Raw genomic sequence first — 23870 nt, forward strand, 5'->3', positions numbered from 1 at the left:
ACCGGCGGGCTCGTCGGCGCGGCCGTCGGCGGCGGTGCGGGGGCGGCGCTGGGCGGCCACGTGTCGCGCAACAACTCGCGCTCCGACGATTACTACCGCGGCAACAAGCACAAGAAAAAGAAGCACCACAAGCACGACGACTGACCGGCGCTTTCCGGCGGCCTTCGATGGCGCCGGGTTAGCGTGCGCGAACGGCAACGGCGGCGCTCAGGCCGCCGTTCCGTTTTCGGTGATCAGCGCCCTGAGCACCAGGTCCGAGATCGTGCGATAGGCCGCGTCGAAATCGTCGCTCCCCAGTGCGCGCTTGCCGAGCACCAGCAGCATCTGCGACGCGAAATCCGCATACGACTGCGTCGCAGCCCAGATCAGGAAGAACAGGTGCTCGGCATCGACCTGCCGGACCTTGCCTTCGTCGATCCAGCGTTCGAGCACCCGGATGTCCTCCCGCAGCACCGGGATCAGTTGCTTGCGGATCTCCTTTCCGTAGGTCTTCGCGCCGCCGATGATCTCCAGTGCGAACACCCGCGATCCATGCGGGCGGTTCCGAGAAAATTCGAGCTTGGCGCGGATATAGGCCGACATCGCTTCCGCCGGCTCGCGCTCGGGCGCCGCGAACTCCCGCATCCTGCCGAGCCAGTCCCGCAGGACGTCGTCCAGCACGCGTCTGTAGAGCGCCAGCTTCGTCGGGAAGTAGTACATCAGGTTCTGCTTCGACAGGCCGGCCGCCGCCGCGATCGCCGCAACGGAACTCCCTTCGAATCCATACGTGGAAAACGATTCCTCGGCGGCGGCGAGAATGGCCGCCTCGAGGGTATCGCGCAGCGCTTCCCGCCGGCCGGGTGGCCGGGCGGGCGGCTCCGCGGTCGGCGCGGACGGGTTCATCGCTTGGTCCTCCACCGGCATATCGGGCCGGAGCCGCCGCGCGCTCAACGTGCGTTCGCTTCGGGATAGGTGATGAGTTCCGGCGCGCGCTGCATGATGACCTTCCCGCCGCGCAGCGACGTACGCACCCTGGCCTGCTTGCGAATCACTTCGTAATCGCTATCGGCGTCGAGGATCAGCAGATTGGCCGGCCGCCCGACGGCGAGGCCGTACCGGTCGCCGAGGGACATCGCGTTCGCGCTGTGCTCGGTGACGAAATCGAGGCACCGCTGCAGGTCTTCGTATCCGAGCATGTGGCACACGTGCAGGCCCACGTCGAGAATGCGCAGGATGTTGCCGTTGCCGACGGGATACCACGGGTCCTTGATCGAATCCTGCCCGAAGCACACGTTGATGCCGGCGCGATCGAGCTCCGCCACACGCGTGATGCCGCGCCGTTTCGGGTAGGTGTCGAAGCGTCCCTGCAGGTGGATGCTTTCGGTCGGACACGAGATGAAATGAATCTCCGAGCGCTTCAGCAGCCGGAACAGCTTCGAGCAATAAGCGTTGTCGTAGGAGCCCATCGCGGTCGTGTGGCTCGCGGTGACGCGCTTGCCCATCCCGCGTACCCGCGCTTCCTCGGCGAGCACTTCCAGGAAGCGTGATTGCGGATCGTCGGTTTCGTCGCAATGGACGTCGACGAGGCAGCCCTTGCGCTCCGCGAGATCCATCAGGAACTTGATGGAGCTCACGCCCTGGTCGCGCGTGTTCTCGAAATGCGGAATGCCGCCGACGACGTCGGCGCCCATGTCGATCGCGCGCTCCATCAACGCGCGGCCGTTGTCGAACGACTCGATGCCTTCCTGCGGAAACGCGACGATCTGCAGGTCGATGAGATCGCGTGCCTCTTCCCTGACTTCGACCATCGCCTTCAACGCGGCGAGCGTGGGATCGGTGACGTCCACGTGCGTGCGCACGTGCTGGATGCCGTTGTCGCGCAGCATCCCGATCGTCGTGTGCGCGCGGGCTTTCGTATCGTCGTGCGTGATCGTGGCCTTGCGCTGGCCCCATCGCTCGATGCCTTCGAACAGCGTGCCGCTCATGTTCCATTCGGGTTCGCCGGCGGTCAGCGTCGCATCGAGATGGATATGCGGCTCGACCAGCGGCGGGATGACGAGATTGCTGCCGGCATCGACGACGTCGTTCCCTTGCGGCGTCAGCGGCGACGGCTGGAGGTCGATCGCACGGATCGTGTCCGCATCGAGGTCGATCGTGAAGAGGCCGCTACGGCCGCGCAATCTGGCGTTGATGATCTTCATGTGGGTTCCTGTCGTTCGAGTGGGGCCGGAAGGGCGCGCAGCGGCATCATTCGCCCTGGACGGACGGCTCGCGCGAGAACGCGCGGGCAACCTGCAGCAGCACGATATACGCGGCGGCGGACGCCGCGATGCCGACGATCGGCGCGATCCACGGCGAGGTGTAGGCGAGTATCGCACCGATCGCATAGGCAGCCAGGCCGACCAGGTTGAAGCGCGGCAGGCGGGCGGTCGCAAGCGACGGGTAGGTGCCGCGATGGCGGTGCCAGTAGTCCGCCATGATCACGCCGCCGACGGGCGGAATGATCGAGCCGAGCAGCACGAGGAACGGAATCAGCAACTCGTACATCCCGCCGACCGCGAGCACGATGCCGATCGCCGCGCCCACGAGGACGAGCGTGCGGCGCCGTTCGGTGCGCAGCAGGTGGCAGCCGGCGGCCGCCACGTTGTACATCGTCGGCCCCTGGATGGTCCAGAGATTCAGGCACAGCATCACGACCGCCGCGATCGACAGGCCCTGCAGCATCATCACCTCGACGATGTCGGCCTGCTGATAGACGATCGCGCAGTACGCGCCCGCGACGATCATCAGGCCGTTGCCCGCGAAGAACCCGATCATGCTGGCCGACACGGCGCTGCGCGCGCTGCGGGCGAGGCGCGTCCAGTTGGTCGCCTGCGTGGCGCCGCTCGCGAAGGTGCCGATGACCATCGTCACCGCGGCCGAGAACTGCATCGGATGCGTCGGCATAACGTGCTTGAGGCCGGCCCACCCGCCGATATCGCGGGTGGCGATCCACATCGACGTCATCAGCAGCACGAACATCAACGGCACGGACACGCGCGACAGCACGTCCATGCCGCGATAGCCGATGATGGCCGTGATCGAGAAGCCGAAGCCGAACAGGATCATCAACGGCGTGGTCACCGACGCGGGCCAGCCGAGCAGCTTGACCAGCACGATGGCGACCGTCGCGGTGCCCCACGCGTACCAGCCGAGTTCCGCGAAGCCGAGCAGGAAATCGGACAGCTTGCTGCCGACTTCGCCGAAGCAGAAGCGCCCCATCAGCACCGCGTTCAGCCCGCTGCGCGCGGCGATCAGCGCAAGCGATGCCGTATAGGCGGCGAGCAGCAGGTTACCGATCACGGCGATCTGGATCATGCTGACGACATCGAAGGCGACGCCGATCTTGCCGCCGGCGAACATCGTCCCGGTGAAGAACGTGAAGCTCAGCAGCACCATCGTGATGGACAGGAAGCCGGTGCGTTTCTCGAGCGGGACTTCGCTCAGCGCGAATTCCCCGTGGTTCGACCCGGCAGTCGGGCGTGCATCCTGGTTCGTGGGCATCTCTTCTTCCGTGAGCGATCGGGTTGTGGGCCGAAGGAGGTTGCGGAGGCCCGTGCTCGGGCAGCGGACGGGCTGTTGCTGTTGCTGTTGATGTTTCAGCGCGTCATTCTCTCTGGCCAAAATTTTTACAAGCGTAAAAATTCGATGTGTGCGTGTGGTGGTCGCGAAGCGGCGGCCGGGAAAGGGGGGCGCGGTTGATCGTCCTGTCGAGATTCACTTACTTTCGACGTCGAATTGATGATGTGGCGACCTCCCTCCGCCGGAAAGTCTCCCTGCCCAGCAGCAGACAGCTCAGGCCGCCGCGACTGTCTGGCGAACAACTCCATATGAAAGCGCGACGTTGTCGGCGACGATTTCCGCCGTCGAGGCGGACAGCGTCCACCCTAGGTGGCCATGCCCCGTGTTGTAGAACACGCCCGGTCGCTTGCCCTGTCCCACCCGCGGCAACATGCTCGGCAGCATGAGCCGCAGTCCGGCCCACGGTACGACTCGCGCCGTCGATACCTCTGGGAAATTGCGGCGAACCCACGTGATCAGCGGTGCGACGCGATCAGCGCGAATGTCCTTCCTAAAACCGTTGTTTTCCGCGGTACCCGCCACGCGAAAGCGATCGTGCCCGAGACGGCTGGTGACGATTTTGGCCGCATCATCCAGCAATGACACCCACGGCGCGCCGTTCTGGCTCGCCTCGTCGTCAAGGTTGACGGTGATCGAGTAGCCCTTGACCGGATAGATGTTCACGTGGTCTCCGAACATCGACGAGAAACGCCGGCTATGCACACCGGCACACACCACCACCGCATCGACGATATCGGTCGACTGTTGCGCATCGCGGCGCGCGACGATCTGGACCCGACCGTCTGCAAGGGCATCTGCGCGAAGGATCTCGGTGTCGTAGGCGAAGCGCACACCGCGTCGCGTGCTCGAGTCGGCGAGCCCGCGTGTGAACTTGTGGATGTCACCGGTCGAATCGGACAGCGTGAAAAATCCGCCGTAGAACTGCCCCTGAATCGCTGGCTCGATCAGCTTCATTTCGCTCGGTGTCACCGGCCGTCGATCGAGACCGCCCTGATTCAACAGCACGTTGACCTTCGTCGCGGCGTCGAAACCTTTCTTGTCGGCGTAGATGTGAAGGATGCCGCGCTTCTCCAGATCGAAGTCGATCCCTTCCTGCTCGGCAATCGAGAATATGTATTCGCGCGCCACGATGGCAAGGTGAACCGTTTCGACGGTATTGCGCTCGTACTTTGGAATCTGCCGGAGGAATTCGCCGATCCAAGAATACTTATGCCAGGAAGGCATGGGGTTGAGTAGCAATGGTGCGTCCGAACTCGGCATCCATTTGATGCCGTTGAACACCGTCGCGGCGCTGTTCCAGACTTCAGCATTGCTTGCCGAGAGTTGACCACCGTTCGCGAATGACGTTTCCATCGCAGCGTAACGGTTACGCTCGAACACCGTCACGTCGAAGCCACGTTTGACCAGCGCATACGCGGTCGTCACGCCGGTGATACCGGCGCCGATTACAGCCACTTTTTTCATTGGACAGATCCAAACCATCGATGCAGCCAGAACTGCATGCCCCATCTGTCCATTTACCTGAGAGTTTCCTCCCCGCACACGCGAGGATCTCCTTCGGTGGACACTTAAACGTCGCTCTCCAGATGTTGACGTAGCACGGTTCGTTTGCCTGAGAGTTTCCGGGGCGGTTGCTCCGTCGGTGCCGTCGTGATGACGGTCTCTCCCGTGAGACGCTGCGAAAAGCGTTGCGCTGGCAGCATCGGTAGTCCGAGCACCAGTCTTATCGCGTATATCACTTTTTGAAGGAACCGGTCGAACCTCGCGTGCAATTTGGGAGTCGTTGGAGGTCCAACTCCGCGAGATCATCTCGGCGCGCGGCCATTTTGGCCGGTCCAGATTTCGTCGAGCACGCGTCTTGGGGTTAGCCGCACGTATAACTTCAACTTATAGAGTTAATAGACCATCCTACTTGTCGAGGCCTTTTCGTCGCTGAAGAATTTCCCCTGCATTGATACTTCTTCGGACGGACCATGACAACGCATATCGAGACAAAGCATCCTTTTGACAGCCTATCGCCTGCGACCTACCGCGCCTCCACTATCGTCTTCGACAAAATAGAAGATTTCGTTACCCGCAAGTCCAGGCAGCCCGATGGTTATAGCTATGGCACAACTGGCACACCCACTCATCGCCAACTGGAAGCGAGGATCGCTAAGCTCTCAAGCGCAGATCACTGCGTTCTAGCGCCTTCCGGTCAAGCCGCGCTTGTTGCAGCAGTTCTCACGTTCGCTCGCGCAGGTGATCATGTGCTTCTGTCCGAGGCGGCATATGGCGGACTCAAGAGCTTCGCGAGCGAATGGATGCATCGGCTTGGGATAGTTGTCGAAAGCTATCCCGCTGACGCTTCAGCGGCCGATATCGAGCCTTTGATCAGGCCAAGCACCACGATGATCTGCTTGGAGTCACCCGGCTCCATTACGATGGAAATGGCAGATGTCCCCGCCATCGCGGTTGTCGCGAAAGCGCGTGGGATTCTGACGATGATGGACAACACGTGGGCTAGTCCGCTCGCATACAAACCGTTGTTGCACGGCGTCGACTTAGTGGTTGAGGCGGCGTCGAAGTTCTTCTCTGGGCACTCTGATCTGTTGATGGGCTCAACCTGTACCAACAGCTTTCACCTTTACGAGCAACTGCGTGAAGCCCAAGCTACGATGGGTCTGGCGGTCGGATCCGATGACTGCTTCCTTGCTTTGCGAGGGCTCGAAACCTATGAGCTTCGTTACAGAGAACAGAGCCAAAACGCATTACAGGTCGCGCGCTGGCTTGAAGCTCACCCCGCCGTCGACCAGGTTCTTTTCCCCCCGCTTGAAAGCGACCCCGGGCATGCGATCTGGAAGCGTGATTTCAAGGGGAGCGGGTGCCTGCTTTCCTTCGTATTGAAACCTGCCTCCCAAAAGGCCTTCGCGGCTCTCTTTGAGTCGCTTAACGTGTTTTCCATCGGCGCGAGCTGGGGTGGCACCCATAGTCTGATTGCGTTTTACCCCGCCGAACTTCAGCGTGCCCGTCGGAAATCGCCGACTGACGGCCCTGTTTTGCGAATCTCGGTTGGTCTAGAACCTCTCGACAAGCTTATCGAGGATCTCGGCGTCGCCTTGTCGGTATTCCAATTCGCCAAAGAATAAAACAATACCGCAGCGTGCTGCTACCGAGCTGCGCAACCTAAGAGACATAAAATGGATCTGGAAAGTCTTTTCCTACGTGCGTTACCTTTGCTCAAGGTCGCGATACTAACGACGCTAGAACTTGGCGTTTGTGCTTTCGTGCTGGGCTCAATAGTCGGTCTCGCGATAGCTCTCATGCGGCTAAGCCGATACCCGGCCCTGCGTGCGGCAGCCTTTGCGTACGTATCTGTATTCAGAGGGACGCCGCTCCTTCTACAGATGCTTCTGATCTATTTCGGACTGCCTTACTACGGGATCGTCATGGATCCCTTTATGGCAGCAACCCTCGCGCTAACTCTCTTTGCTGCCGGCTATTTGAGCGAAGACTTCCGAGCAGGTTTGCTATCGGTTGAAAAGGGACAATGGGAAGCGGGTCTTTCACTGGGAATGGGGTACGCAAAAACTCTTCGACGCGTGGTTCTACCACAAGGCTTGCGGATTTCGATTCCTCCGGTTTCTAGCCGTTTGATTGGCCTGATGAAGGATACGTCACTGGCATCGACCGTCACGGTTGTCGAGCTGACGCGTGTTGCAAATCAGGTCGGAGCTGCAACCTTCCGCTATATGGATATGTTCCTGATCGTCGGCGTGCTTTACTGGGTGATCAGCCAGACTTTGACGTTTGCCCAGACTTTCCTTGAAAGCCGTCTAACCAGGAGACACGGATGAAAACGTTGGATACAGTCGTTCTCAAAGCGACGGCGCTGTGCAAGAGCTTTGGAGGCACCACCGTACTCGACGGTGTGAACCTTGCCGTTCGCACGGGCGAAGTCGTGGTGATCATGGGAGCCTCCGGCTCTGGGAAGACGACCCTGATCAGATCACTCGATTTCCTTGAGATGCCAGACAGCGGAACCGTTGAAATCTGCGGGATTGAGGTGTCATGCGACCCCGCTGCTAAGGGTTCCCTAGAGAAATGTCGTCGAGCCGACAGGCGGAAGATGGCTGCGATCCGGCAGAACACCGCCATGGTGTTTCAGTCTTTCAATCTCTTTCCGCATATGACTGCGCTCGAAAACGTGATGGAGGCGCCGGTCCATGTAAAGGGTGTGTCACATGCCGAAGCCAAAGCGCGCGGTCTTGAGTTGCTCGCGCGAGTCGGACTATCTGAGCGCGCCGACTCCTATCCCCGTCAACTTTCGGGCGGTCAGAAGCAGCGGGTCGCGATAGCCCGCGGTCTGGCGATGGATCCGCACGTCATTTTCTTCGATGAGCCTACTTCTGCCCTCGATCCAGAGGTGCGTGAGGAGGTCCTCGCCGTCATGCGCAAACTTGCGAGCGAGGGAATGACGATGTTGATCGTCACGCACGAGGTCAAGTTCGCGAGGGACGTCGCAGATCGCATTCTCTTTCTCGAGGCGGGAAAAATCCTCCACGATCAATCGGCCAGGGAATTTTTCTCAGAATCGAACGGCAGTGAGCGCACCAGAAGGTTTCTGGGACAAGTCAGCAACTAATCATACGGAGATACACATGGGACACCTGTTCACCACACGTTTTGGTAAGCTCAGCCTCGCCTTGATCTTCACGGCTAGCGTTGCCGGCCAGGCAGCCAATGCTCAGGTCAAAACCTTCGAGGCGATCAAATCAGAAGGCACGATTCGAATCGCCAATACGCAGACGAGCCCGCCGTGGAGCGCTCTGGATAACAACAACCAGCCGGCCGGCTACGACGTAGACGTCGCACGGGAGGTCGCGAAGCGGATGGGGCTTAAGGTCGTCTTCGTTGGCGATTCCTGGAACAACTTCGTGCAGGGTCTGAAGAGCGGAAAATACGATCTTGTGATGTGCGATCTCACGCCGACGCCTGAGAGGGCCAAACAAGTTGACTTCAGTGTTCCTTATGGCGTCGAGGACTTCCGGATTTGGGTGAACGAAAAGAACTCGACGGTGCGGTCCCCCAGCGATCTGGCTGGTAAGAAAGTCGGTGTCGTAACGGGAACGTCAAACGAGGTTTGGTCACGCTCGCATCTCAAAAACTCGATCTTTGTCGACTACGACAACGATGGCCTACTCTTTAGTGACCTCGCTAACGGGCGCATTGACGCGACTATTCAATCGCACTTTGGTGGGCTTGCACAAAGAGATAGCAACCATCTACCTGTAAAAGAGGTCGGCGAACCATTGACGTTCCAACTCTCAGCGGCGGCTATGAACAAGGGAAACAGCGCCCTGCAGAATTCGGTGAATCGCGCCGTCTCTGAAATGCTGGCAGACGGAACCATTGACCGTCTCGGGAAGAAATGGGTGGGCAGCAACTATCAAATGGCTCGTTATATCAAGAAAGGGGAAGAAGAGCGGAATTAACTGACATGCGCTGGAGCGTTTCTTGTAGAACGCTCCATTACTGTCACACGACCAACATGTATCCACTTTGACACTGATGGGGAAATCGTGTGTCAGCGTGCTCCTGCCCTGGTGCAACGAGGGGACTGCCTTTTCCAGCTTGCGCAGGCAGAAGGCGGAGGTGATGATATTGGCTAGGGGGATCCCGCAACTTTGGAACACGGCAATCCAGACCACCGACCCGGTTCGAGGCGCTACCGTCGTCCCCGGTCGCGTTCCCCTGAGGATTCCAACGTAGTGTCATGAATTACGTAACGAGACCGGTCACGATACGGAACATTTCAGGTACAAAATGAGTATTCGGGACATTGAAATATTTCGCGCTGTGATGAATGCAAAGAGCACCGCCAAAGCTGCCGTGCTCCTCAGCATTTCTCAGCCCGCCGTGAGTCAGGCAATCAGGCGTCTCGAGGCTCAAGCAGGGTTGAAACTTTTTGAGCGAGTTCGGAGCCGGCTGGTACCTACCCACGAAGGTGAAGCACTGATGCGGGAGGTCGACCGATATTTCCTAAGCTTTGAAGTGATCGAGCATCGGATAAGAAGTCTTCGATCTTTCGGCGTAGGGCGGTTAACAATCGCGACATTGCCGGCGTTAGGGAACGGTTTCCTGCCGCGCGCCATAGCTGCGTTCAACGCCGAAGCGCGTGGCGTACAGATTTCGCTTCAGTTGATGAGTTCGCGGGAAGTGTACGAAAGAGTCCTCGCTGGACAAGCAGATTTGGGACTGATGGCAGACGAATTGTCGACCGCTGGACTTGAGAGCTCAGTGTTTTCCTCGCTGCCCGGTGTTGCTGTAATGAACGCCGAGCACCCTCTCGCAAAAAAGAACGCTCTCACGGCATCCGATCTCTCAACCTCTTCGTTCATTTCTCTAAACCCCGAAGATACCAGTCGGCGAGCGCTAGAGAGTCATCTGGATGCACTCGGTGTCAAGCTGCGACCGGTCGTGGAAACTGCATACACCCATACTGTTTGCGAACTGGCACTTGCAGGCGTAGGCCTCGGAATCGTGCACCCGCTTGCTGCGCTGGACTACGCTTCTCGCGGCCTTGTTATAAAGCGGATCGATCAGGAAATACTCTTTACGGATCTGCTTGTGTTTCGCGCTGGCTCGCCGTTGCCTGAGGCAGTTAAGAATTTTCTCCGCGAAATGCGCCTTACGCTTCACAGAGACAAAAGCTTGATGGATACAATGGTCGGCGTTCAGTCTCGGAAAGGGCTCCGTTGAGCAACTCTATGGAAAGCATCGACGGACATTTATACGAACGAGACTCGCCGAATTTCCGTCCCGGTATTAGTTGTGAAATTCCGGCTCTTCAGGATGGGCCGGATCGGCGTGATATTTGGCTAACTGGTCGTGTCACCAGTGGAAATTTCCTGATTGGAAGACGCATAACAGATGGTGAACTTTCAGGCCGGCGGGAGCCTTGCGCCTGTTTTGTCGCCCTGGCCGAATATCCAGCACCCGCTTTTCGGATACGCATGCCCCAAGTTGGACGCGCACGGGTCAGGCAGAATCGAGCGGCGCCGCTACTAAAACAGGTACAACTGCCCTGGATCTCGACCGGATACTGAGACACTATTTGCTCATCGAGCTTGACCAGGTTGTTCCATTGCTCCCGCAGCGTCTCGATCAACATCGTAGGAAGGCGGTTTGCAAGGCGTGCGAGTACATCTGGAATGGAGCTGTCGAGTCCCTTGCGACTTCGGCTCATGACTTCTCCGTATCCGGTCAAAAGCCCGCGGAGCGAATTGATCTGCATCGTTCGCCCCTTCACCAGCTGCTGTCGCATCCGGTGCATCGCAAGAACCGCCTGCTGACCTTCGGTCTTAACCGCGGCGGCCTTTCCGGGTTGTTGTACTGCAAGGTTAGGGTCGGTTTCAACTTGAACGAAAAAATTTCCAAGTTGGATGCATCTCGACACGTCAGACTAATCGGCGATTTTCCCGCCCGCTTGCCCCCGTGAAATTGTCATGCTACTTTTTCATGAAATTTCTCGGCAAGAATTTCACGGGAGTCCGCATGTTCGTGCAGTCCGACCGTCACGTCGCAAGCTACTACGCCGGTACGTATCCGGAGCCGATCCCGCATCGTCCGGAACTGGACGAGCGCATCGACGCCGACGTGCTCGTCGTCGGCGCGGGGTTCAGCGGGCTGCATACGGCGCTGCGCCTTGCGCTCGCCGGCAAGCGGGTCGTCATGCTCGAAGCGAGCCGCGTCGCGTGGGCCGCGTCGGGCCGCAACGGCGGGCAGGCGCTGCTCGGCTGGTCGTGCGACATGCAGCCGCTCGAGGATTCGCTCGGCCGCGACGGCGCGCGCCTGCTGTGGGACAGCATGCGCTGGGCCGCGACCGAGGTGCGGGAACTGCCCGGGCGGCATGGTTTCGACATCGACTATCGGCCCGGCAGCCTGTGGGCGGCGGTGCGGCCGCGCCGCGTCGCGATGCTCGCGCAGGCCCGCGACGAAGCGGCCGAGCGCTGGGGCTACGACCGGCTGCGCGTGATCGAGCGGGCCGACCTGCCCGAATGGATCGGCGGCACGCGCTATCTCGCGGCGCTCTACGATCCCGAGGCCGGCCACCTGAACCCGCTGAAGCTCGCGCTCGGCCTCGCCCGGACGATCGAGCGCGCGGGCGGCCGCATCTTCGAGCAGAGCCGCGTGCTCGACTGCCGCGAAACGGCCGGGGGCCACGTCGCCCGCACGGCGCGCGGCGAAGTGCGCGCGGACGTCCTCGTGCTGGCCTGCAACGCGTATGTCGACCGGCTCGATCGCGACCTCGCGCGCCGGCTGCTGCCGGTCGGCACGTACCAGGTCGCGACCGCGCCGCTCGCGCCCGACGTCGCGCGTTCGCTGCTGCCGCGGAACAGCTGCGTGATCGACAACCAGTTCGTGCCCGACTATTTCCGGCTGAGCCCCGACAACCGGCTGCTGTTCGGCGGCGGCTGCACGTATCTCGGCGGCATCCCGGCCGATATCGCGGCGGCCACGCGCCCGCACCTCGAGCGCGTGTTTCCGCAGCTGGCCGGCGTGCCGCTCGATTACGCGTGGGGCGGCCATATCGACATCAGCATGCGCCGCACGCCGGACATCGGCCGCCTCGGGCAGCGTTTCTGGCTGCAGGGTTTCTCGGGGCACGGCGTGCTGCCGACGCTCGCGGGCGCCCGCGCGGTGGCCGACGCCGTGCTCGGCGACGAACGCCTGCTTGCGCAGTACCAGCGCATCCGCAACCCGCGCTTCCCCGGCGGCGACCGGCTCGCCGCGCCGCTGGAAGCGGTCGGCAAGGCCTGGTACCGTCTGCGCGATACCGTTTGAGTACACCGGAACCCACCATGAACGAACAGGAAGAGATAGAAAGCCTGGCGATCCTGATCCGCGATCTGCGCAAGCATCGCAAGGTCACGCTCAACGATCTCGCGGAACGGATCGGCCGCTCGGTCGGCTTTCTGTCGCAGGTCGAACGCGGGCTGTCGCGCCCGACGGTCGCGGATCTCACCGCGATCGGCGAGGCGCTCGGCGTGCCGACCACCTATTTCTACAGCCTGAGCAAGCCGCGCAGCGTGCCGTGGGTCACGCGGCCCGACGAGCGGCGCACCGTGTATTACGCGGCCGGCATTACCGACATCCTCGTGTCGCCGAACATGCGCTCGCGCTTCTCGATCCTCGAAAGCCATCTCGCGCCGGGCGCGAGCAGCGGCGAGCGGCCCGTCGACGACAGCGACGAGCAGGGCGGTTTCGTGCTCGAAGGAGAACTGACGATCTGGATCGACGGCGACGACACGCCGGTCACGCTCGGCCCGAACGACGCATTCCAGCTTCCCGCGCACAAGCGCTTCCGTTATGCCAACCTGACCGACGCGCCGACGCGCGTGATCTGGGTATTCACCTGAGTGGTCGGCGGGGCGGGCGGCATGACGGGCCGCCCCGCCACGCAGCCTGTTTGCAGTACTGATCGACATGATGCATGCGACGTGATGCATGCGCGTGAATCCGGTTCGCCGCGCTGCGGCACCGCCATACAAGACATGGAAAGGATGAGACATGGCTGACGTCGTTCCCGCGCTGGTCGGTGAAGTCCGCGCATTCCGGCAGGCGCACCCCGAGATCCGTTATGTCGACCTGATCTGCCTCGACCTGCCCGGGCATTTCTACGGCAAGCGCTACCCGATCGACGCGCTCGAAAAGGTCGCGTCGGGCTCGTTGCTGAAGCTGCCGCAGAATTGCGTGCTGCTCGGCACGCAGGGCGGCCTCTACAAGATCGGCGACTACTGCTTCAACGACGGCGACCCGGACGCGCCGCGCCGGCTGATTCCCGGCACGTTGAAGCCCGTGCGCTGGGAGCGGCAGCCGCTCGCGCAGATGCTGATCAGCTCCGACGGCACCGATTCGCCGATCGAGTTCGAGCCGCGCGAGGTGCTCGCGCGCGTGCTGCGGCGTTTCGCGGCGCGCGGCATCCGGCCGGTCGTCGCGTTCGAGCTCGAGTTCTACCTGTTCGCCGCGCAGCTCGCGGAAGGGATGCCGCAGTATCCGCGCGACCGCCTGAGCGACGATCGCGACGATCAGCCGAACATGCATATCGAGCGCCTGTCGCGCTTTTCCGACGTGCTGCACGAGATGGTCGAGGCTGCGCGCGAGCAGGGCGTCGACGCGACGGTGATCACGGCCGAGCTCGGTCCCGGCCAGTTCGAGATCAATTTCGGCCACACCGACGATGCGTTGCGCGCGGCCGACTGGTCGGCGCTGTTCTGCCGCAGCACGCGCGGCGTCGCGTTGCAGCACGGCTATCGCGCGAGCTTCATGGGCAAGCCGTACCTGCATGCGCCCGGCAGCGGGATGCACGTGCACGTGAGCCTCTACGACGATGCGGGGCGCAACCTGCTCGCGGCGGACGGGCAGCAGCCGCTGCGGCACGCAGTGGCCGGATGCCTCGCGGTGCTGCCGCACTGCATGCCCGTGTTCGCGCCGAATCACAACGCGTTCCGGCGCTACGGATCGATGGTGAATGCGGCGAGCCGCGCAAGCTGGGGCTTCGAGGATCGCGATGCGTGCATCCGGATTCCCGAGTCGGATGCGCGCAACCTGCGGATCGAGCACCGGCTCGCGAGCGCGGACGCGAACCCGTATCTGGTGCTCGCCGCGATTCTCACCGGGATGGAGCATGGGCTCGATGCACGGATCGAGCCGATCGCGCCGCTGAACGAGGATCGCGGCAGCGGGATCGATTTCCCGAAGGAGATGCTGTCGGCCGTCGCGGCGATGCAGGATCATCCGGCCGTGCGCGAAGGGCTCGGCAGCGAGTTCGTGATGGTGTATTGCGAGAACAAGCGGCAGGAGGAGCTGGATTTTCGCAATGAAATCGGCGCGCGCGAGTATCGGTGGTTTCTGTAAGCGGATGCCGACACTCGTGCGTCTTGTCGTCAGCGCGCCTGCGCCATCGGCAGGTGCGCGCCCCACGCGTTTGTCAGGGCCTCGATTTCCGCGACCGGGTCGATCTGTTGTCGCGCGCTATCGTTCACGTTCTCGCCGAACAGCAGGTGTGCAAAATCACGTGCACGTTCGGTGATTGCCGTGGTTTTCGAGCGGCGCCGCAGCGTGAAGGAGGCGAGCGTGGCATCGAGGTTGCTGTCGTTGCGTGCCGCGTGCTCGTCGAGGCAACGGGCAAGATGCCACGCGTCCTCGAGCGCCTGGCAAGCGCCTTGTCCGGAGGTCGGTAGCGGGGCGTGAGCGGCATCGCCGATCAGCAGCACGTTGTCGCGGTGCCACACGTCGACCGGATCGAGATCGTGCACGTGGATCTTCGTGATCGTGTCCGACGGTGTCGCACGTATCACGTCCGCGACCGGGGCCGGCCACGCAGCGAAGCGCCGTTCCAGCATCGTCGCAGGATCGCTTTCCGTCACCTCGCCCGGGCCGGTTTCGGGCCATGCCGCCGCCCAGTACATCCGATGCCGGTCGATTGCGACGATGCCGAAGCGCTCGCGCACACCCCAGTAGTCGAATACCGACACCTCGTCGACCAGCGGCACATCACATTGCGCGATACCGATCCAGTTGACGAATCCCTGGTAGACGGGCGTGTTGTGACCCACCACGTAGTGTCGCGCAACGGAGTTCATGCGGCCGTCGGCGCCGATCACGAGATCGGGGGTGATCGTCGTTCCGTTGTCAAAGTGAACGACGGCGCGGCCGTCCGTTCCGGTTTCGATGGCCGTCGCCCCGTGGCCGAAGCGGACGTCGATGCCGTGTGCGGCGACGTGCCGTGCCAGTACGGCCTGCAGGTCGCGCCGCAGGATCGAATACGTCGGGAAACCCATGCGGCGGTCGAGTGCGCGGATATCGGTAGCCTTGAGCGCGGTGCCGTGCCGGTCGATGCGTCGCATCGCGTGCAGGTGGCCGCCAACCTCGACGATGTCCGGCAGCAGGCCGAGTTGCTCGAGCACGAAGCCGGCATTCGGCCACAGCACGACGCCCGCGCCCATCGTCGATTCCGATGGCCGGCGTTCGTACAACCCGATCCGGTGGCCGCGTTCGGCGAGTGCGAGTGCGGTGCTCATGCCGGCAATGCCGGCGCCCAGAATGGCGATTTCCATCGTGTTCCTTCCTTGTGTCATTCGCGTGCTCGCCGGGTCGCGGGTTCGCGCGTCGGCGTCGCATTGACGGGATGAGCATCGTAAATTATGGTCTCGGGCGGGATAAGCCGTGAAAATCGGCACGCTTTGATACCTGAAATGGGCTAATGATGCGGAGCAAGCTGGATCTGAACGCGGTGCGTGTGTTCGTGGCGGTCGTCGACGAAGGCAGCTTCGCCGGCGCCGCGCGCGTGCTCGAGATGCCGGCTTCCAACGTGAGCCGTCACGTGGCGCAACTGGAGTCGAGGCTCGGCGTGCGCCTGCTCGAGCGCAGTACGCGGCACTTGCGCATGACCGAGGCCGGGCGTTTGCTGCACGAGCGCGCGCGACCGATGCTCGATGCGCTGACGCAGGCCGAATCCGAACTGACGTCGCAGCAGACGGAACTGCGCGGCGTGCTGAAGCTCTGCGTGCCCGGCGAAATCGGGCCGCGCATGCTCGGGCCGATCGTCGCGGAATTCGCGCGCCGTCACCCGCGCGTCGAAATCGACTGCGATACGAGCCTCGCCGGCGTGTCGACGCTGCGCGACGATATCGACCTGTCGATCATCGTCAATCGCGGGAAGCTGGACGACAGCGCATTCGTCGTCAGGCCGCTCGTGAGTTTGCCGAGCGTCGTCGTGGCCGCGCCGTCGCTCGTCGCGCGAGTTGGCTTGCCGACCCGGACGGAACAGCTCACGCAACTGCCGTGCATCACGACGTTGAGCACGCTGAAAGGGCAGCCGTGGCAATTTGCCGACGGTGAAGGGCGGATTCACAAGATTCCGGTGGCGAGCCGGTATCGCGTCAATAGCGGCGAGATGGCTGGGCTGGCCGCGGTGAACGGGATCGGCTTCGCGATTCTCGTCGAGCGCGCGTGCGCGGTCGAACTGGCCGAGGGGCGGCTGGTGCGCGTGCCGCTGGAGATGGCGCCGGCGCCGCTGGAACTGCTTGCCGCTTATGCGAGCCGGAATTCGGTCAACGCGAAGATTCGCGAGTTGCTGCAGATGATGCAGGCGCGGTTGGCGGTGGAGGCGGTGAAACCGTCAACGCGATCGCTTCGGTAACGCGCGCCAATAGCGCACCTCTTCGATAGGAGTCCCGTCGATCTCGAACGTCTTGATGTCGTCTTCGGCGACGAAGCCTTCGCGTTCGTAGAACGCCCTGGCCCGACGGTTCTTGAGCAGGACCCACAGCGACACCCACGCATGGCCCAGGTCGTGCAACGACCGGCATGCATGGTCGACCAGCGCCGCGCCGATCCCCCGGCCGCAATACGACGGGTGCAGATAGATCGCTTCGATTTCTCCCCACGCACGATCCTTGTCGGTGTCGCGTGTCGGACCGTAGGCGATCCAGCCTGCCGGCGTGTTGTCCGCGACCGGGACCGCGAGTGCGACGTGCGGCCGCCCGGCGTCGAACGCACCGCGCCACGAGGCCGTGCGCTTGTCGACCGACAGGCCGGCGAGGAACGCCGCCGGCATGATGTCCGTGTAGGTCGCTCGCCACGATGCGACGTGGATGTCGGCGATGGCCGGCGCGTCGGCGGAGGTGGCCGTGCGGATGTCGATCGCCATCGTGTTCGGTGTCATGCGTGCCTCGTCAGATCGTGTGCCGTTTGCCGCGTTGCAGTGCGCGGGATTCATTCCGCCGGATCCAGGCTGCCGTCGATCGCGAAACGGTAGCCGAGGTCCACTTGCGACGCGTCGCCCGGTGTATCGGTCCGCTTCAGCACGAACTCGAACGCGGGCTCGAACCAGCCGTTGCGCGGCACTTCGCCACCGAGGACTTCGACGTCGTACCAGCCGTTGTCGAGGTCGATCACGGGCCGGCCCGGTTCGCGATAACGCGCAAGCAGCGCGTTCACCGATTCGTCGTTGAAGCGTTCGAGAATGCGCCATGTGTAAAGCATCACCGAACGGTGTTCGACGCGCAGCACGTATCCGCCGCGCCGATGCTGCAGGCGGCTTCCGGCCTTCAGCAGTTCGGGCGTGCCGTCGTCCAGCGTGAAGATGACCGTATACGGATGGTTCTCGATACCGGCCAGCGGAATGACGACGCCTTCGAGCACGGCGTTGTCGCCGCTGTCGCCGGTCGTGAACGCGGACGCGACGTTGTCCGGCAGCCGATGTGTTTCCTTGTAGCGCTTCAGCAGCAGAAGATCGCCGACGAGGAAACAGTCGATCAGGTCGTTGAGGACTTCGGAGAATTCATGCCGCATCGTCGTGTCTTTCGAAGGCGGTGTGCCGCGACCTGCACGGCGGCACACCGCGTCCGGCGAGCTTACTCGCCGAGCCTGGACGTCACGCAACCCGTGCTCGAGCACTCGCGCTCACGCTCGCGCAGGAACGACAGCCGCGACTGCGTCATGTCGTTCGCGCACTGGATGTCCACGAGGTAGCTGTTGTTGCGCGTTTCGCTGCACTGCGCATCGCGTTGCTTCAGCCATGCGAGCTGGCCGGCCTTCAGCGCGGCCTGCTGGTCGCCGCTCAGTTGCTTGCGCAGGCGGCCGTATTCGTCGTTCAGATCGCGATCGGACTGAGAGAACTGCGTGCTGGTGCAGTACACCTGGTCGAACGCGCTGCGCGGCTTCCCGCAGCCGGCCGCATGCGCGGCGAACGGAACGGCAAGCGCGAGCAGTGCGCAGGATGCGAGCAGATTCTTCTTTTTCATGGTGATGCTCCTGACTGGGTGAAAACCGTTGGGCCCGATGGGCGATTGCATCGTTTATTGCGGCGCGGTGCACGCGTCGATCCCGCCCGCGATCGCGGCGGACAGCTTCTGGATCGTCTCGCGACGCGCAAGCCGTGCTTCCTCGTCCGGGTTGACGATCACGCCGGCCTCGACGAGCACGGCCGGAATCGGCGCGGTGCGCAGCACGACGAGATCGTCGAAGCGGTGAATGCCGAGTGGCGGATCGATCAGCGGGCGGTTCTCGCCGCGGATCGGCTGCGCGTGATACAGCGACGGCCGTTCGCCGGCCGCGACCAGCCGCTCGGCGATCGCCTTCGCGCAACGCAGGCTTTCCGCATAGTGCGGATTGCGTTCCGACACGAACACCGAGAAGCCGCGGAATTCGCGCTGCCGGCCGGCGTCGATGAACTGCTGCTGCATCGAGTCGTGATGGATCGACACGAACAGGTTCGCGTCGGGCGCCTGGGTCGAGCGCTGGTCGAGCGAGATCTCGCGGCCGTCGGCCGACGTGCGCAGCACGCGGTCGCCATGTGCGGCGAGTTTTTCGGCGACCGCTGCGGACAGATCGAGGTTGTACAGGTATTCGACGCGGCCGCTCGCGCCGGTGGAGCCCGGGTGAGCGGGCGTATGGCCGGTGTCGACGACGATGTAGCGCCCGGAGGCGGGTGCGGTGCCGGCGGTGGCCGCGGTGTCGGCCGCATGCAGCGCCGGCGGCGCGCCGAGCAGCGCAGTGCAGGCGAGCACGCGCGCGGCGGCGCGCATGAACGGGCGAAGGCGTCGGATGGTTCGGTTCGTCATTGTTGTTGTCGAGGAGGGCATACGGCGCGTCGGACGGCGCGGCACCGTCGGCCTGCTCAATGCAGTCGGAATGTCGCGCGATTATAGCGGCTGGCGGCGGCGCCGCAATGACGGATGACGGCGGTCAGGCCAGCACGCGCCGGGCGGCGAGCATGCCCCAGTACGACGCTTCCTCGAACAGCGACAGCCCGGACAGGTCCGCATGCGCGAACACGACGGGGCCGTCGGCCTCGCGCAGCGCGAGCAGCCCCGGCCGGCTCAGGAAGCCGACGTCGGGTGTCGCCATCGCATGGCCGCGCACGGTGATCTCGAGCGCCGTCGCGTGCTTCCAGAGTTCGCGTCCGTAGACGGCCTGCAGGTCGATCGCCGCCTGTTCGCGCAACGCGTCGGGCCTGGCCTGGGCAAGCCAGCGGCGCGTGTCGTCCGGCGTTTGCGTACTCAATGCCTGATAGGCGGAAAACACCGAACGCGTCGGCGGCGACATCCGGATCAGCTGGTGCGTCGACACGACATAACCGAGCGCTGCGCCGTCGTAGACGACGTTGTCCCACGCGAGCGGCACGCCCGCTTCCTCGGCCGGCATGCCGTCGAGCAGGAAGTTGGACACGAGCCACGGCGCGCGCGGCGGCAGGTCGCGCGCGGGGTCGAAGCCGTATGCGCCGAGCTGCGGAAACACACGCGCCGCGACGAACAGCGGCATCGCGCTCACGACGCGCCGCGCCTTCAGCATGAACGTCGACAGCGCATCGTCGTTGCCGATGCGCGCGCACAGCACGTCGACGCCGCCCGCGCGTTCGGTCGCGCGCACCGCGAAGCCGTCGCGCAACCACGCGCCGGAGCCGGTGCGCGCGGTGATCGAATCGCTCAGCTTCGTCACCATCGTGTGCAGCCCGTCGGGCCAGGTCAGCACCGCGCCGTCGCTCGCATCGCCCGCGTGCCCGCCGCGCGACGAGAAGTAGTGCAGGCCGGCCCACGCGGACACGCGCTCGTACCCGGCGCCATAGTCGTCGCGGCAGCAGTAGTTCAGGTACCAGTGCAGCGCCTTTGCCGTGTAGCCCTCGTCGAGCAGCCACTGGCGGAACGAGCGCCGGTCCAGCGCGCGCCAGCGCGGGTCGCGCGACGATTCGGCAATCGGGATGCAGAACACCTTGCGGCCATCGGCGCCGCGCGCGGTGCGCAGCCCGTCGGTGTAGGCAAAGAACTTCGCCTGTTGCGCGAGTTCGTCTGCGCCGAGGCCGGCGGTCGGCACGATGCCGTCCTGCCACTGGCCGGCGATGAAGAGCCGTTCGTCGGGCGCATGCACGAGCGCGCGTTCGTCGTACACGGGGCGTGCGGAGAACGGCGCGGATTCGATCACGCCGAGATCGGCGAGCATGTCGCGCAGGTGCGCGGATTCGAGCGACGGCAGCGGCAGGTAGTGCGCGCCCTTTGGATAACCGAGATCGCCGAAGCGGCCGCCGGCGGCATTGCCGCCGAATTCGGGGCCCGCGAGCACCGTGAAGCGCGTGTGCCCTGCGCGCGCAAGCTGCCATGCGCACGACAGCCCGGCGGCACCCGCGCCGAGGATCGCGACGTCGGTTTCGATCGTGCCGGAAGGCGGCGGCAGCGTCGCATGATCGCGCAGCGCATGGCCTTCGCGCATGCCGGGGTAGCCGACCTGCGGCGTCGTCTCGATCCAGCCGGTGCGCCCGCAGGCGGCGAGCGACGCGGCGGCCGACGCGACGAGGAACGTGCGGCGGTCCATCAGCGCAGCACGTGCTTCCAGTCGTCGTCGAAGCGGCGCACGAGCGGCTGGTCGTTGAGTTCGTTCGGCGACATCGGCAGCGCCGGCATGTCGGCCGGGAAGTGGAACATCTCGGCGGCCGTCTGCGCGTCGAGCCAGCGGGTGGGCACCGAATAATGCGTCGGGACCGTGAAATCGCGGCGCTTGCCGGCGATCACGAAGCCCCAGTCGCCGAACGACGGCACGTAGCAGTGGTACGGCCACGTGTTGAGCCCCGCTTCGTGCAGCGTCGCGATGATGGTCCAGTACGCGTGCGGCGCGAAATACGGCGACGTCGACTGGATCACCGCATAGCCGTTCTCCGACAGGTGGCGCGCGAGCAGCCGGAACACGGGCACCGAATACAGCCGGCCGAGCCCGAAGTTGGTCGGGTCGGGGAAGTCGACCACGATCGCGTCGTACACGTCGGCGTTCGATTCGAGCCAGCGTATCGCGTCGTCGTTGATCACGTGCACGCGCGGGTCCTTCAGCGAGCCCTGGTTCAGCTTGACGAGCGGGGCGGACGTCGAGAACAGCTTCGTCATCGCGGGGTCGAGATCGACGAGCGTGATCTGTTCGAGGTTGCGGTGCTTCAGCAGTTCACGCACCGCGAGCCCGTCGCCGCCGCCGAGCACGAGCACGCGCTTCGCCCACGGCAGTGCCCCGATCGTCGGGTGGATCAGCGCTTCGTGATAACGATGCTCGTCGCGCGACGAGAACTGCAGGTTGCCGTTCAGGTACAGCCGCATGTCGTCGTGCCACTGGGTGAGCACGATGCGCTGGTACGGTGTCGTTTCCGAATAGATCGTCTCGTCGCCGTATACGCCGTGTTCGGCCCAGTGCGTGATGCGGTCCGACAGCACGAAGCCGGCGACGAGCAGCCCGATCACGAGCGACGCGCGCATCAGCTTGCCGCGCACGTTGCGGATCTCGTCGCGGAACAGGTGCGTCGTCCACAGCGCGACGAAGGCGTTCAGGAGCCCGAACAGGAAGCTGGTGCGCAGCAGGCCGAGGCGCGGCGCGAGCACGAGCGGAAAGATCAGCGACACGGCGAGCGAGCCGAGATAGTCGAACGTCAGCACTTCGCTGACGGTATGGCGGAATGCCTGGCGACGCTGCTGGAACGCGCGCATCACGAGCGGGATCTCCATCCCGATCAGCAGGCCGAGCGCGAGCACCAGTGCGTAAAGCGCCGCGCGGAACGGCGCGGCGAGCCAGGCGAATACCGCGAACAGCAGCGCGGCCGACACGCCGCCGAGCAGGCCGACCAGCAGCTCGATATCGACGAAGCGGTCGAGCACGTCGTCGTCCTCGACGAACTTCGCGAGCCAGGAGCCGATCCCCATCGCGAACAGGTAGCTGCCGATCACCGACGAGAACTGCAGGATCGAATCGCCGAGCAGGTAGCTCGACAGGGCGCTGCTGATCAGTTCGTAGCCGAGCCCGCACGACGCGAGCACGAGAATCGACAGGACGAGCGCACGCTTATGCAGCATGGCGCATCCGTTGTGCAGTGTTCGGCAATGTGGATATACTGGCGCGGAATTTTGTCCGCCGGCCCTGCGGGGGCCGGCCGGCGACGGGGCGGCGAACCGAGCACAAAATCCGAGGGAAAGAATGAATAGTGCCTATCTCTATGCGGTTCATTTACTGTCGGCGTTCGTGCTGCTTCTTGTGTTCGCGGCAGTGTACCTGAAGGTCACCCCGTTCGACGAACTGGCGCTGATCCGCGACGGCAACGCGGCCGCGACGCTGTCGTTCGGCGGTGCGCTGATCGGCTTCTGCCTGACGCTCGCGTCCAGCATCGCGCACAATTCCACACTCGGCGAAGTCGTGATCTGGGCCGTCGGCGCGATGGTCGTGCAACTGATCACCTATGCGGCGCTGACGCGCCTGATGCCCGGCATGAATCATGCGATCGAGGATCGCAACGTCGCGATGGGCGGCCTGATGGGCACCGCGTCGCTCGTCGTCGGCATCATCAATGCCGCCTGCCTGACCTGACGCGCCACGCGTTTCGAGGAGACCGACATGAGTCTGGGATCGTTTATCCGCAAGCAGTTCATCGACGTCCTGCAATGGACGGAAGACACCGACGGCGTGCTGGCCTGGCGCTACCCGATGGAAGACCAGGAAATCCAGTACGGCGGCAAGCTGACCGTGCGCGAAACGCAGGTCGCGATCTTCGTCAACGAAGGCAAGGTGGCCGACGTGTTCCAGCCGGGGCTGTACACGCTGGAAACGAATACGCTGCCGGTGCTCACGTACCTGAAGAACTGGGACAAACTCTTTCAGTCTCCTTTCAAGTCGGACGTCTATTTCTTCAGCACGCGGCTGCAGCTCGGCCGCCGCTGGGGTACCGCGCAGCCGGTGACGATCCGCGACCGCGAATTCGGTTTCGTGCAGGTGCGCGCGTTCGGCATCTACTCGTACCGGATCGTCGACGCGGCCGCGTTCTATCGCGAGGTCAGCGGCACGCGCGCGCAGTACACGGTCGACGAGGTCGAACAGCAACTGCGCAACCTCGTCGTGACCGCGATGAGCACGACGTTCGGCTCGGCCGACGTGCCGTTCGTCGACATGGCCGCGAACCAGTCGCTGTTGTCGCAGCGTGTCGCCGACGCGCTGGCGCCTGTCTTCACGCGCTACGGCCTCGCGCTCGACGCGTTCGCGGTCGAGAGCGTGTCGCTGCCGGCGGAACTGCAGAAGGCGCTCGACCTGCGGATCGGCGCGGGGATGGCCGGCGATCTCGCACGCGCCACGCAATACCAGACCGCGCAGGCGATTCCGCTCGCCGCGCAGAACCCGGGCGGCATCGCGGGCGTCGGCGCGGGGCTCGCCGCGGGCGCGGCGATCGGTCAGGCGATGGCCGGCCAGATCGCGGGTGCCGCGCAACC

Annotated in this window: 22 protein-coding genes, 2 pseudogenes and 1 riboswitch; of the genes and pseudogenes, 12 read left to right on the forward strand and 12 right to left on the reverse strand. The window is 63.6% G+C overall.

All coding sequences use genetic code 11. The annotated features are described in order from the left end of the window. Nucleotides 1–207 precede the first annotated feature (207 nt). The 4 genes from L810_RS38010 to L810_RS38025 form a co-directional block, all read right to left on the reverse strand. Nucleotides 208–930, reverse strand: coding sequence for a TetR family transcriptional regulator C-terminal domain-containing protein (locus L810_RS38010; protein ID WP_225723360.1), 723 nt, complete (start codon nt 928–930; stop codon nt 208–210). Further along, nucleotides 927–2180 carry a cytosine deaminase gene (codA, locus tag L810_RS38015; RefSeq protein ID WP_021163456.1) on the reverse strand — a complete coding sequence of 418 codons (1254 nt, stop codon included), beginning with the start codon at nt 2178–2180 and terminating at the stop codon, nt 927–929. Before codA ends, L810_RS38010 begins: the two co-directional genes overlap by 4 nt. 46 nt (nt 2181–2226) lie before the next feature. Then, nucleotides 2227–3522 (reverse strand): cytosine permease, encoded by a 1296-nt coding sequence (codB, locus tag L810_RS38020; RefSeq protein ID WP_021163457.1) that lies wholly within the window; start codon nt 3520–3522, stop codon nt 2227–2229. Between the two features lie 291 nt (nt 3523–3813). Further along, nucleotides 3814–5064: a D-amino acid dehydrogenase gene (locus tag L810_RS38025; protein WP_042977926.1), complete on the reverse strand. Its 1251-nt coding sequence runs from the start codon at nt 5062–5064 to the stop codon at nt 3814–3816. A gap of 35 nt (nt 5065–5099) precedes the next feature. Next, nucleotides 5100–5196, reverse strand: a riboswitch (glycine riboswitch). Between the two features lie 377 nt (nt 5197–5573). Between L810_RS38025 and L810_RS38030 the strand changes: the two genes are divergently transcribed. The 6 genes and pseudogenes from L810_RS38030 to L810_RS46480 all read left to right on the forward strand — a co-directional run bounded on the left by L810_RS38030 (nt 5574) and on the right by L810_RS46480 (nt 10341). Continuing rightward, the gene (locus tag L810_RS38030; protein WP_042977927.1) at nt 5574–6728 is read left to right on the forward strand and encodes a trans-sulfuration enzyme family protein; all 1155 of its coding nucleotides are present in this window, start codon (nt 5574–5576) and stop codon (nt 6726–6728) included. 51 nt (nt 6729–6779) lie between these two features. Further along, nucleotides 6780–7436 (forward strand): amino acid ABC transporter permease, encoded by a 657-nt coding sequence (locus L810_RS38035; RefSeq protein WP_042977929.1) that lies wholly within the window; start codon nt 6780–6782, stop codon nt 7434–7436. Further along, a complete protein-coding gene (locus L810_RS38040) occupies nt 7433–8224 on the forward strand; it encodes an amino acid ABC transporter ATP-binding protein (protein ID WP_111997154.1) in 792 nt (263 codons plus the stop codon). Before L810_RS38035 ends, L810_RS38040 begins: the two co-directional genes overlap by 4 nt. 16 nt (nt 8225–8240) lie before the next feature. After that, nucleotides 8241–9074: a transporter substrate-binding domain-containing protein gene (locus tag L810_RS38045; protein ID WP_051392385.1), complete on the forward strand. Its 834-nt coding sequence runs from the start codon at nt 8241–8243 to the stop codon at nt 9072–9074. Between the two features lie 66 nt (nt 9075–9140). Then, nucleotides 9141–9251, forward strand: a pseudogene (locus L810_RS49425) (deacylase); the annotation flags it as partial. A gap of 154 nt (nt 9252–9405) precedes the next feature. Continuing rightward, a complete protein-coding gene (locus L810_RS46480; RefSeq protein WP_081058676.1) occupies nt 9406–10341 on the forward strand; it encodes a LysR substrate-binding domain-containing protein in 936 nt (311 codons plus the stop codon). A gap of 352 nt (nt 10342–10693) precedes the next feature. Here L810_RS46480 and L810_RS46485 read toward each other — a convergent pair. Next, a pseudogene (locus L810_RS46485) lies at nt 10694–10981 on the reverse strand (IS110 family transposase); the annotation flags it as partial. Between the two features lie 155 nt (nt 10982–11136). Here L810_RS46485 and L810_RS38060 point away from each other — a divergent pair. The 3 genes from L810_RS38060 to L810_RS38070 all read left to right on the forward strand — a co-directional run bounded on the left by L810_RS38060 (nt 11137) and on the right by L810_RS38070 (nt 14499). Next, entirely contained in the window at nt 11137–12426 is a 1290-nt protein-coding gene (locus L810_RS38060) for an NAD(P)/FAD-dependent oxidoreductase (protein ID WP_042977943.1), read from the forward strand. Between the two features lie 17 nt (nt 12427–12443). Continuing rightward, nucleotides 12444–13001: a helix-turn-helix domain-containing protein gene (locus L810_RS38065; protein ID WP_021163465.1), complete on the forward strand. Its 558-nt coding sequence runs from the start codon at nt 12444–12446 to the stop codon at nt 12999–13001. Between the two features lie 151 nt (nt 13002–13152). Then, nucleotides 13153–14499 (forward strand): glutamine synthetase family protein, encoded by a 1347-nt coding sequence (locus L810_RS38070; protein WP_021163466.1) that lies wholly within the window; start codon nt 13153–13155, stop codon nt 14497–14499. 29 nt (nt 14500–14528) lie between these two features. Here the strand turns inward: L810_RS38070 and L810_RS38075 are convergent, their stop codons facing one another. Next, nucleotides 14529–15701, reverse strand: a complete 1173-nt coding sequence (locus L810_RS38075; protein ID WP_021163467.1) for an FAD-dependent oxidoreductase — start codon at nt 15699–15701, stop codon at nt 14529–14531. Nucleotides 15702–15850: 149 nt separating this feature from the next. Between L810_RS38075 and L810_RS38080 the strand changes: the two genes are divergently transcribed. After that, nucleotides 15851–16786, forward strand: coding sequence for a LysR family transcriptional regulator (locus tag L810_RS38080; protein WP_042977945.1), 936 nt, complete (start codon nt 15851–15853; stop codon nt 16784–16786). On the opposite strand, the gene L810_RS38085 is transcribed toward L810_RS38080, so the two are convergent. The 6 genes from L810_RS38085 to L810_RS38110 all read right to left on the reverse strand — a co-directional run bounded on the left by L810_RS38085 (nt 16766) and on the right by L810_RS38110 (nt 22469). After that, nucleotides 16766–17311 carry a GNAT family N-acetyltransferase gene (locus tag L810_RS38085; protein WP_042977947.1) on the reverse strand — a complete coding sequence of 182 codons (546 nt, stop codon included), beginning with the start codon at nt 17309–17311 and terminating at the stop codon, nt 16766–16768. The two genes, L810_RS38080 and L810_RS38085, sit on opposite strands and share 21 nt — an antisense overlap. A 50-nt stretch (nt 17312–17361) precedes the next feature. After that, a complete protein-coding gene (locus L810_RS38090) occupies nt 17362–17940 on the reverse strand; it encodes a hypothetical protein (protein ID WP_021163470.1) in 579 nt (192 codons plus the stop codon). 62 nt (nt 17941–18002) lie between these two features. Continuing rightward, entirely contained in the window at nt 18003–18392 is a 390-nt protein-coding gene (locus L810_RS38095; protein ID WP_021163471.1) for a lysozyme inhibitor LprI family protein, read from the reverse strand. 54 nt (nt 18393–18446) lie between these two features. Continuing rightward, nucleotides 18447–19211, reverse strand: coding sequence for an N-acetylmuramoyl-L-alanine amidase family protein (locus L810_RS38100; RefSeq protein ID WP_021163472.1), 765 nt, complete (start codon nt 19209–19211; stop codon nt 18447–18449). Nucleotides 19212–19335: 124 nt separating this feature from the next. Further along, nucleotides 19336–20955 (reverse strand): NAD(P)-binding protein, encoded by a 1620-nt coding sequence (locus L810_RS38105; RefSeq protein ID WP_021163474.1) that lies wholly within the window; start codon nt 20953–20955, stop codon nt 19336–19338. Next, a complete protein-coding gene (locus tag L810_RS38110; protein WP_021163475.1) occupies nt 20955–22469 on the reverse strand; it encodes a polyamine aminopropyltransferase in 1515 nt (504 codons plus the stop codon). Before L810_RS38110 ends, L810_RS38105 begins: the two co-directional genes overlap by 1 nt. 121 nt (nt 22470–22590) lie before the next feature. Between L810_RS38110 and L810_RS38115 the strand changes: the two genes are divergently transcribed. Beyond that, nucleotides 22591–22977, forward strand: coding sequence for a DUF350 domain-containing protein (locus L810_RS38115; RefSeq protein ID WP_021163477.1), 387 nt, complete (start codon nt 22591–22593; stop codon nt 22975–22977). 27 nt (nt 22978–23004) lie between these two features. Next, nucleotides 23005–23870, forward strand: an 866-nt coding sequence (locus L810_RS38120; RefSeq protein WP_042977935.1) for an SPFH domain-containing protein, incomplete at its 3' end; no start/stop codon positions are given.

Origin of the sequence: Burkholderia sp. AU4i, from assembly GCF_000466765.1 — a bacterium.
Lineage (GTDB): Bacteria > Pseudomonadota > Gammaproteobacteria > Burkholderiales > Burkholderiaceae > Burkholderia > Burkholderia cepacia.

Bases quoted from the DNA above. Each gene is read 5' to 3' on its own strand.
- codA (WP_021163456.1), bottom strand. From the start codon at position 2,180: ATGAAGATCATCAACGCCAGATTGCGCGGCCGTAGCGGCCTCTTCACG.
- codB (WP_021163457.1), bottom strand. From the start codon at position 3,522: ATGCCCACGAACCAGGATGCACGCCCGACTGCCGGGTCGAACCACGGG.
- L810_RS38025 (WP_042977926.1), bottom strand. From the start codon at position 5,064: ATGAAAAAAGTGGCTGTAATCGGCGCCGGTATCACCGGCGTGACGACC.
- L810_RS38030 (WP_042977927.1), top strand. From the start codon at position 5,574: ATGACAACGCATATCGAGACAAAGCATCCTTTTGACAGCCTATCGCCT.
- L810_RS38035 (WP_042977929.1), top strand. From the start codon at position 6,780: ATGGATCTGGAAAGTCTTTTCCTACGTGCGTTACCTTTGCTCAAGGTC.
- L810_RS38040 (WP_111997154.1), top strand. From the start codon at position 7,433: ATGAAAACGTTGGATACAGTCGTTCTCAAAGCGACGGCGCTGTGCAAG.
- L810_RS38045 (WP_051392385.1), top strand. From the start codon at position 8,241: ATGGGACACCTGTTCACCACACGTTTTGGTAAGCTCAGCCTCGCCTTG.
- L810_RS46480 (WP_081058676.1), top strand. From the start codon at position 9,406: ATGAGTATTCGGGACATTGAAATATTTCGCGCTGTGATGAATGCAAAG.
- L810_RS38060 (WP_042977943.1), top strand. From the start codon at position 11,137: ATGTTCGTGCAGTCCGACCGTCACGTCGCAAGCTACTACGCCGGTACG.
- L810_RS38065 (WP_021163465.1), top strand. From the start codon at position 12,444: ATGAACGAACAGGAAGAGATAGAAAGCCTGGCGATCCTGATCCGCGAT.
- L810_RS38070 (WP_021163466.1), top strand. From the start codon at position 13,153: ATGGCTGACGTCGTTCCCGCGCTGGTCGGTGAAGTCCGCGCATTCCGG.
- L810_RS38075 (WP_021163467.1), bottom strand. From the start codon at position 15,701: ATGGAAATCGCCATTCTGGGCGCCGGCATTGCCGGCATGAGCACCGCA.
- L810_RS38080 (WP_042977945.1), top strand. From the start codon at position 15,851: ATGCGGAGCAAGCTGGATCTGAACGCGGTGCGTGTGTTCGTGGCGGTC.
- L810_RS38085 (WP_042977947.1), bottom strand. From the start codon at position 17,311: ATGACACCGAACACGATGGCGATCGACATCCGCACGGCCACCTCCGCC.
- L810_RS38090 (WP_021163470.1), bottom strand. From the start codon at position 17,940: ATGCGGCATGAATTCTCCGAAGTCCTCAACGACCTGATCGACTGTTTC.
- L810_RS38095 (WP_021163471.1), bottom strand. From the start codon at position 18,392: ATGAAAAAGAAGAATCTGCTCGCATCCTGCGCACTGCTCGCGCTTGCC.
- L810_RS38100 (WP_021163472.1), bottom strand. From the start codon at position 19,211: ATGACGAACCGAACCATCCGACGCCTTCGCCCGTTCATGCGCGCCGCC.
- L810_RS38105 (WP_021163474.1), bottom strand. From the start codon at position 20,955: ATGGACCGCCGCACGTTCCTCGTCGCGTCGGCCGCCGCGTCGCTCGCC.
- L810_RS38110 (WP_021163475.1), bottom strand. From the start codon at position 22,469: ATGCTGCATAAGCGTGCGCTCGTCCTGTCGATTCTCGTGCTCGCGTCG.
- L810_RS38115 (WP_021163477.1), top strand. From the start codon at position 22,591: ATGAATAGTGCCTATCTCTATGCGGTTCATTTACTGTCGGCGTTCGTG.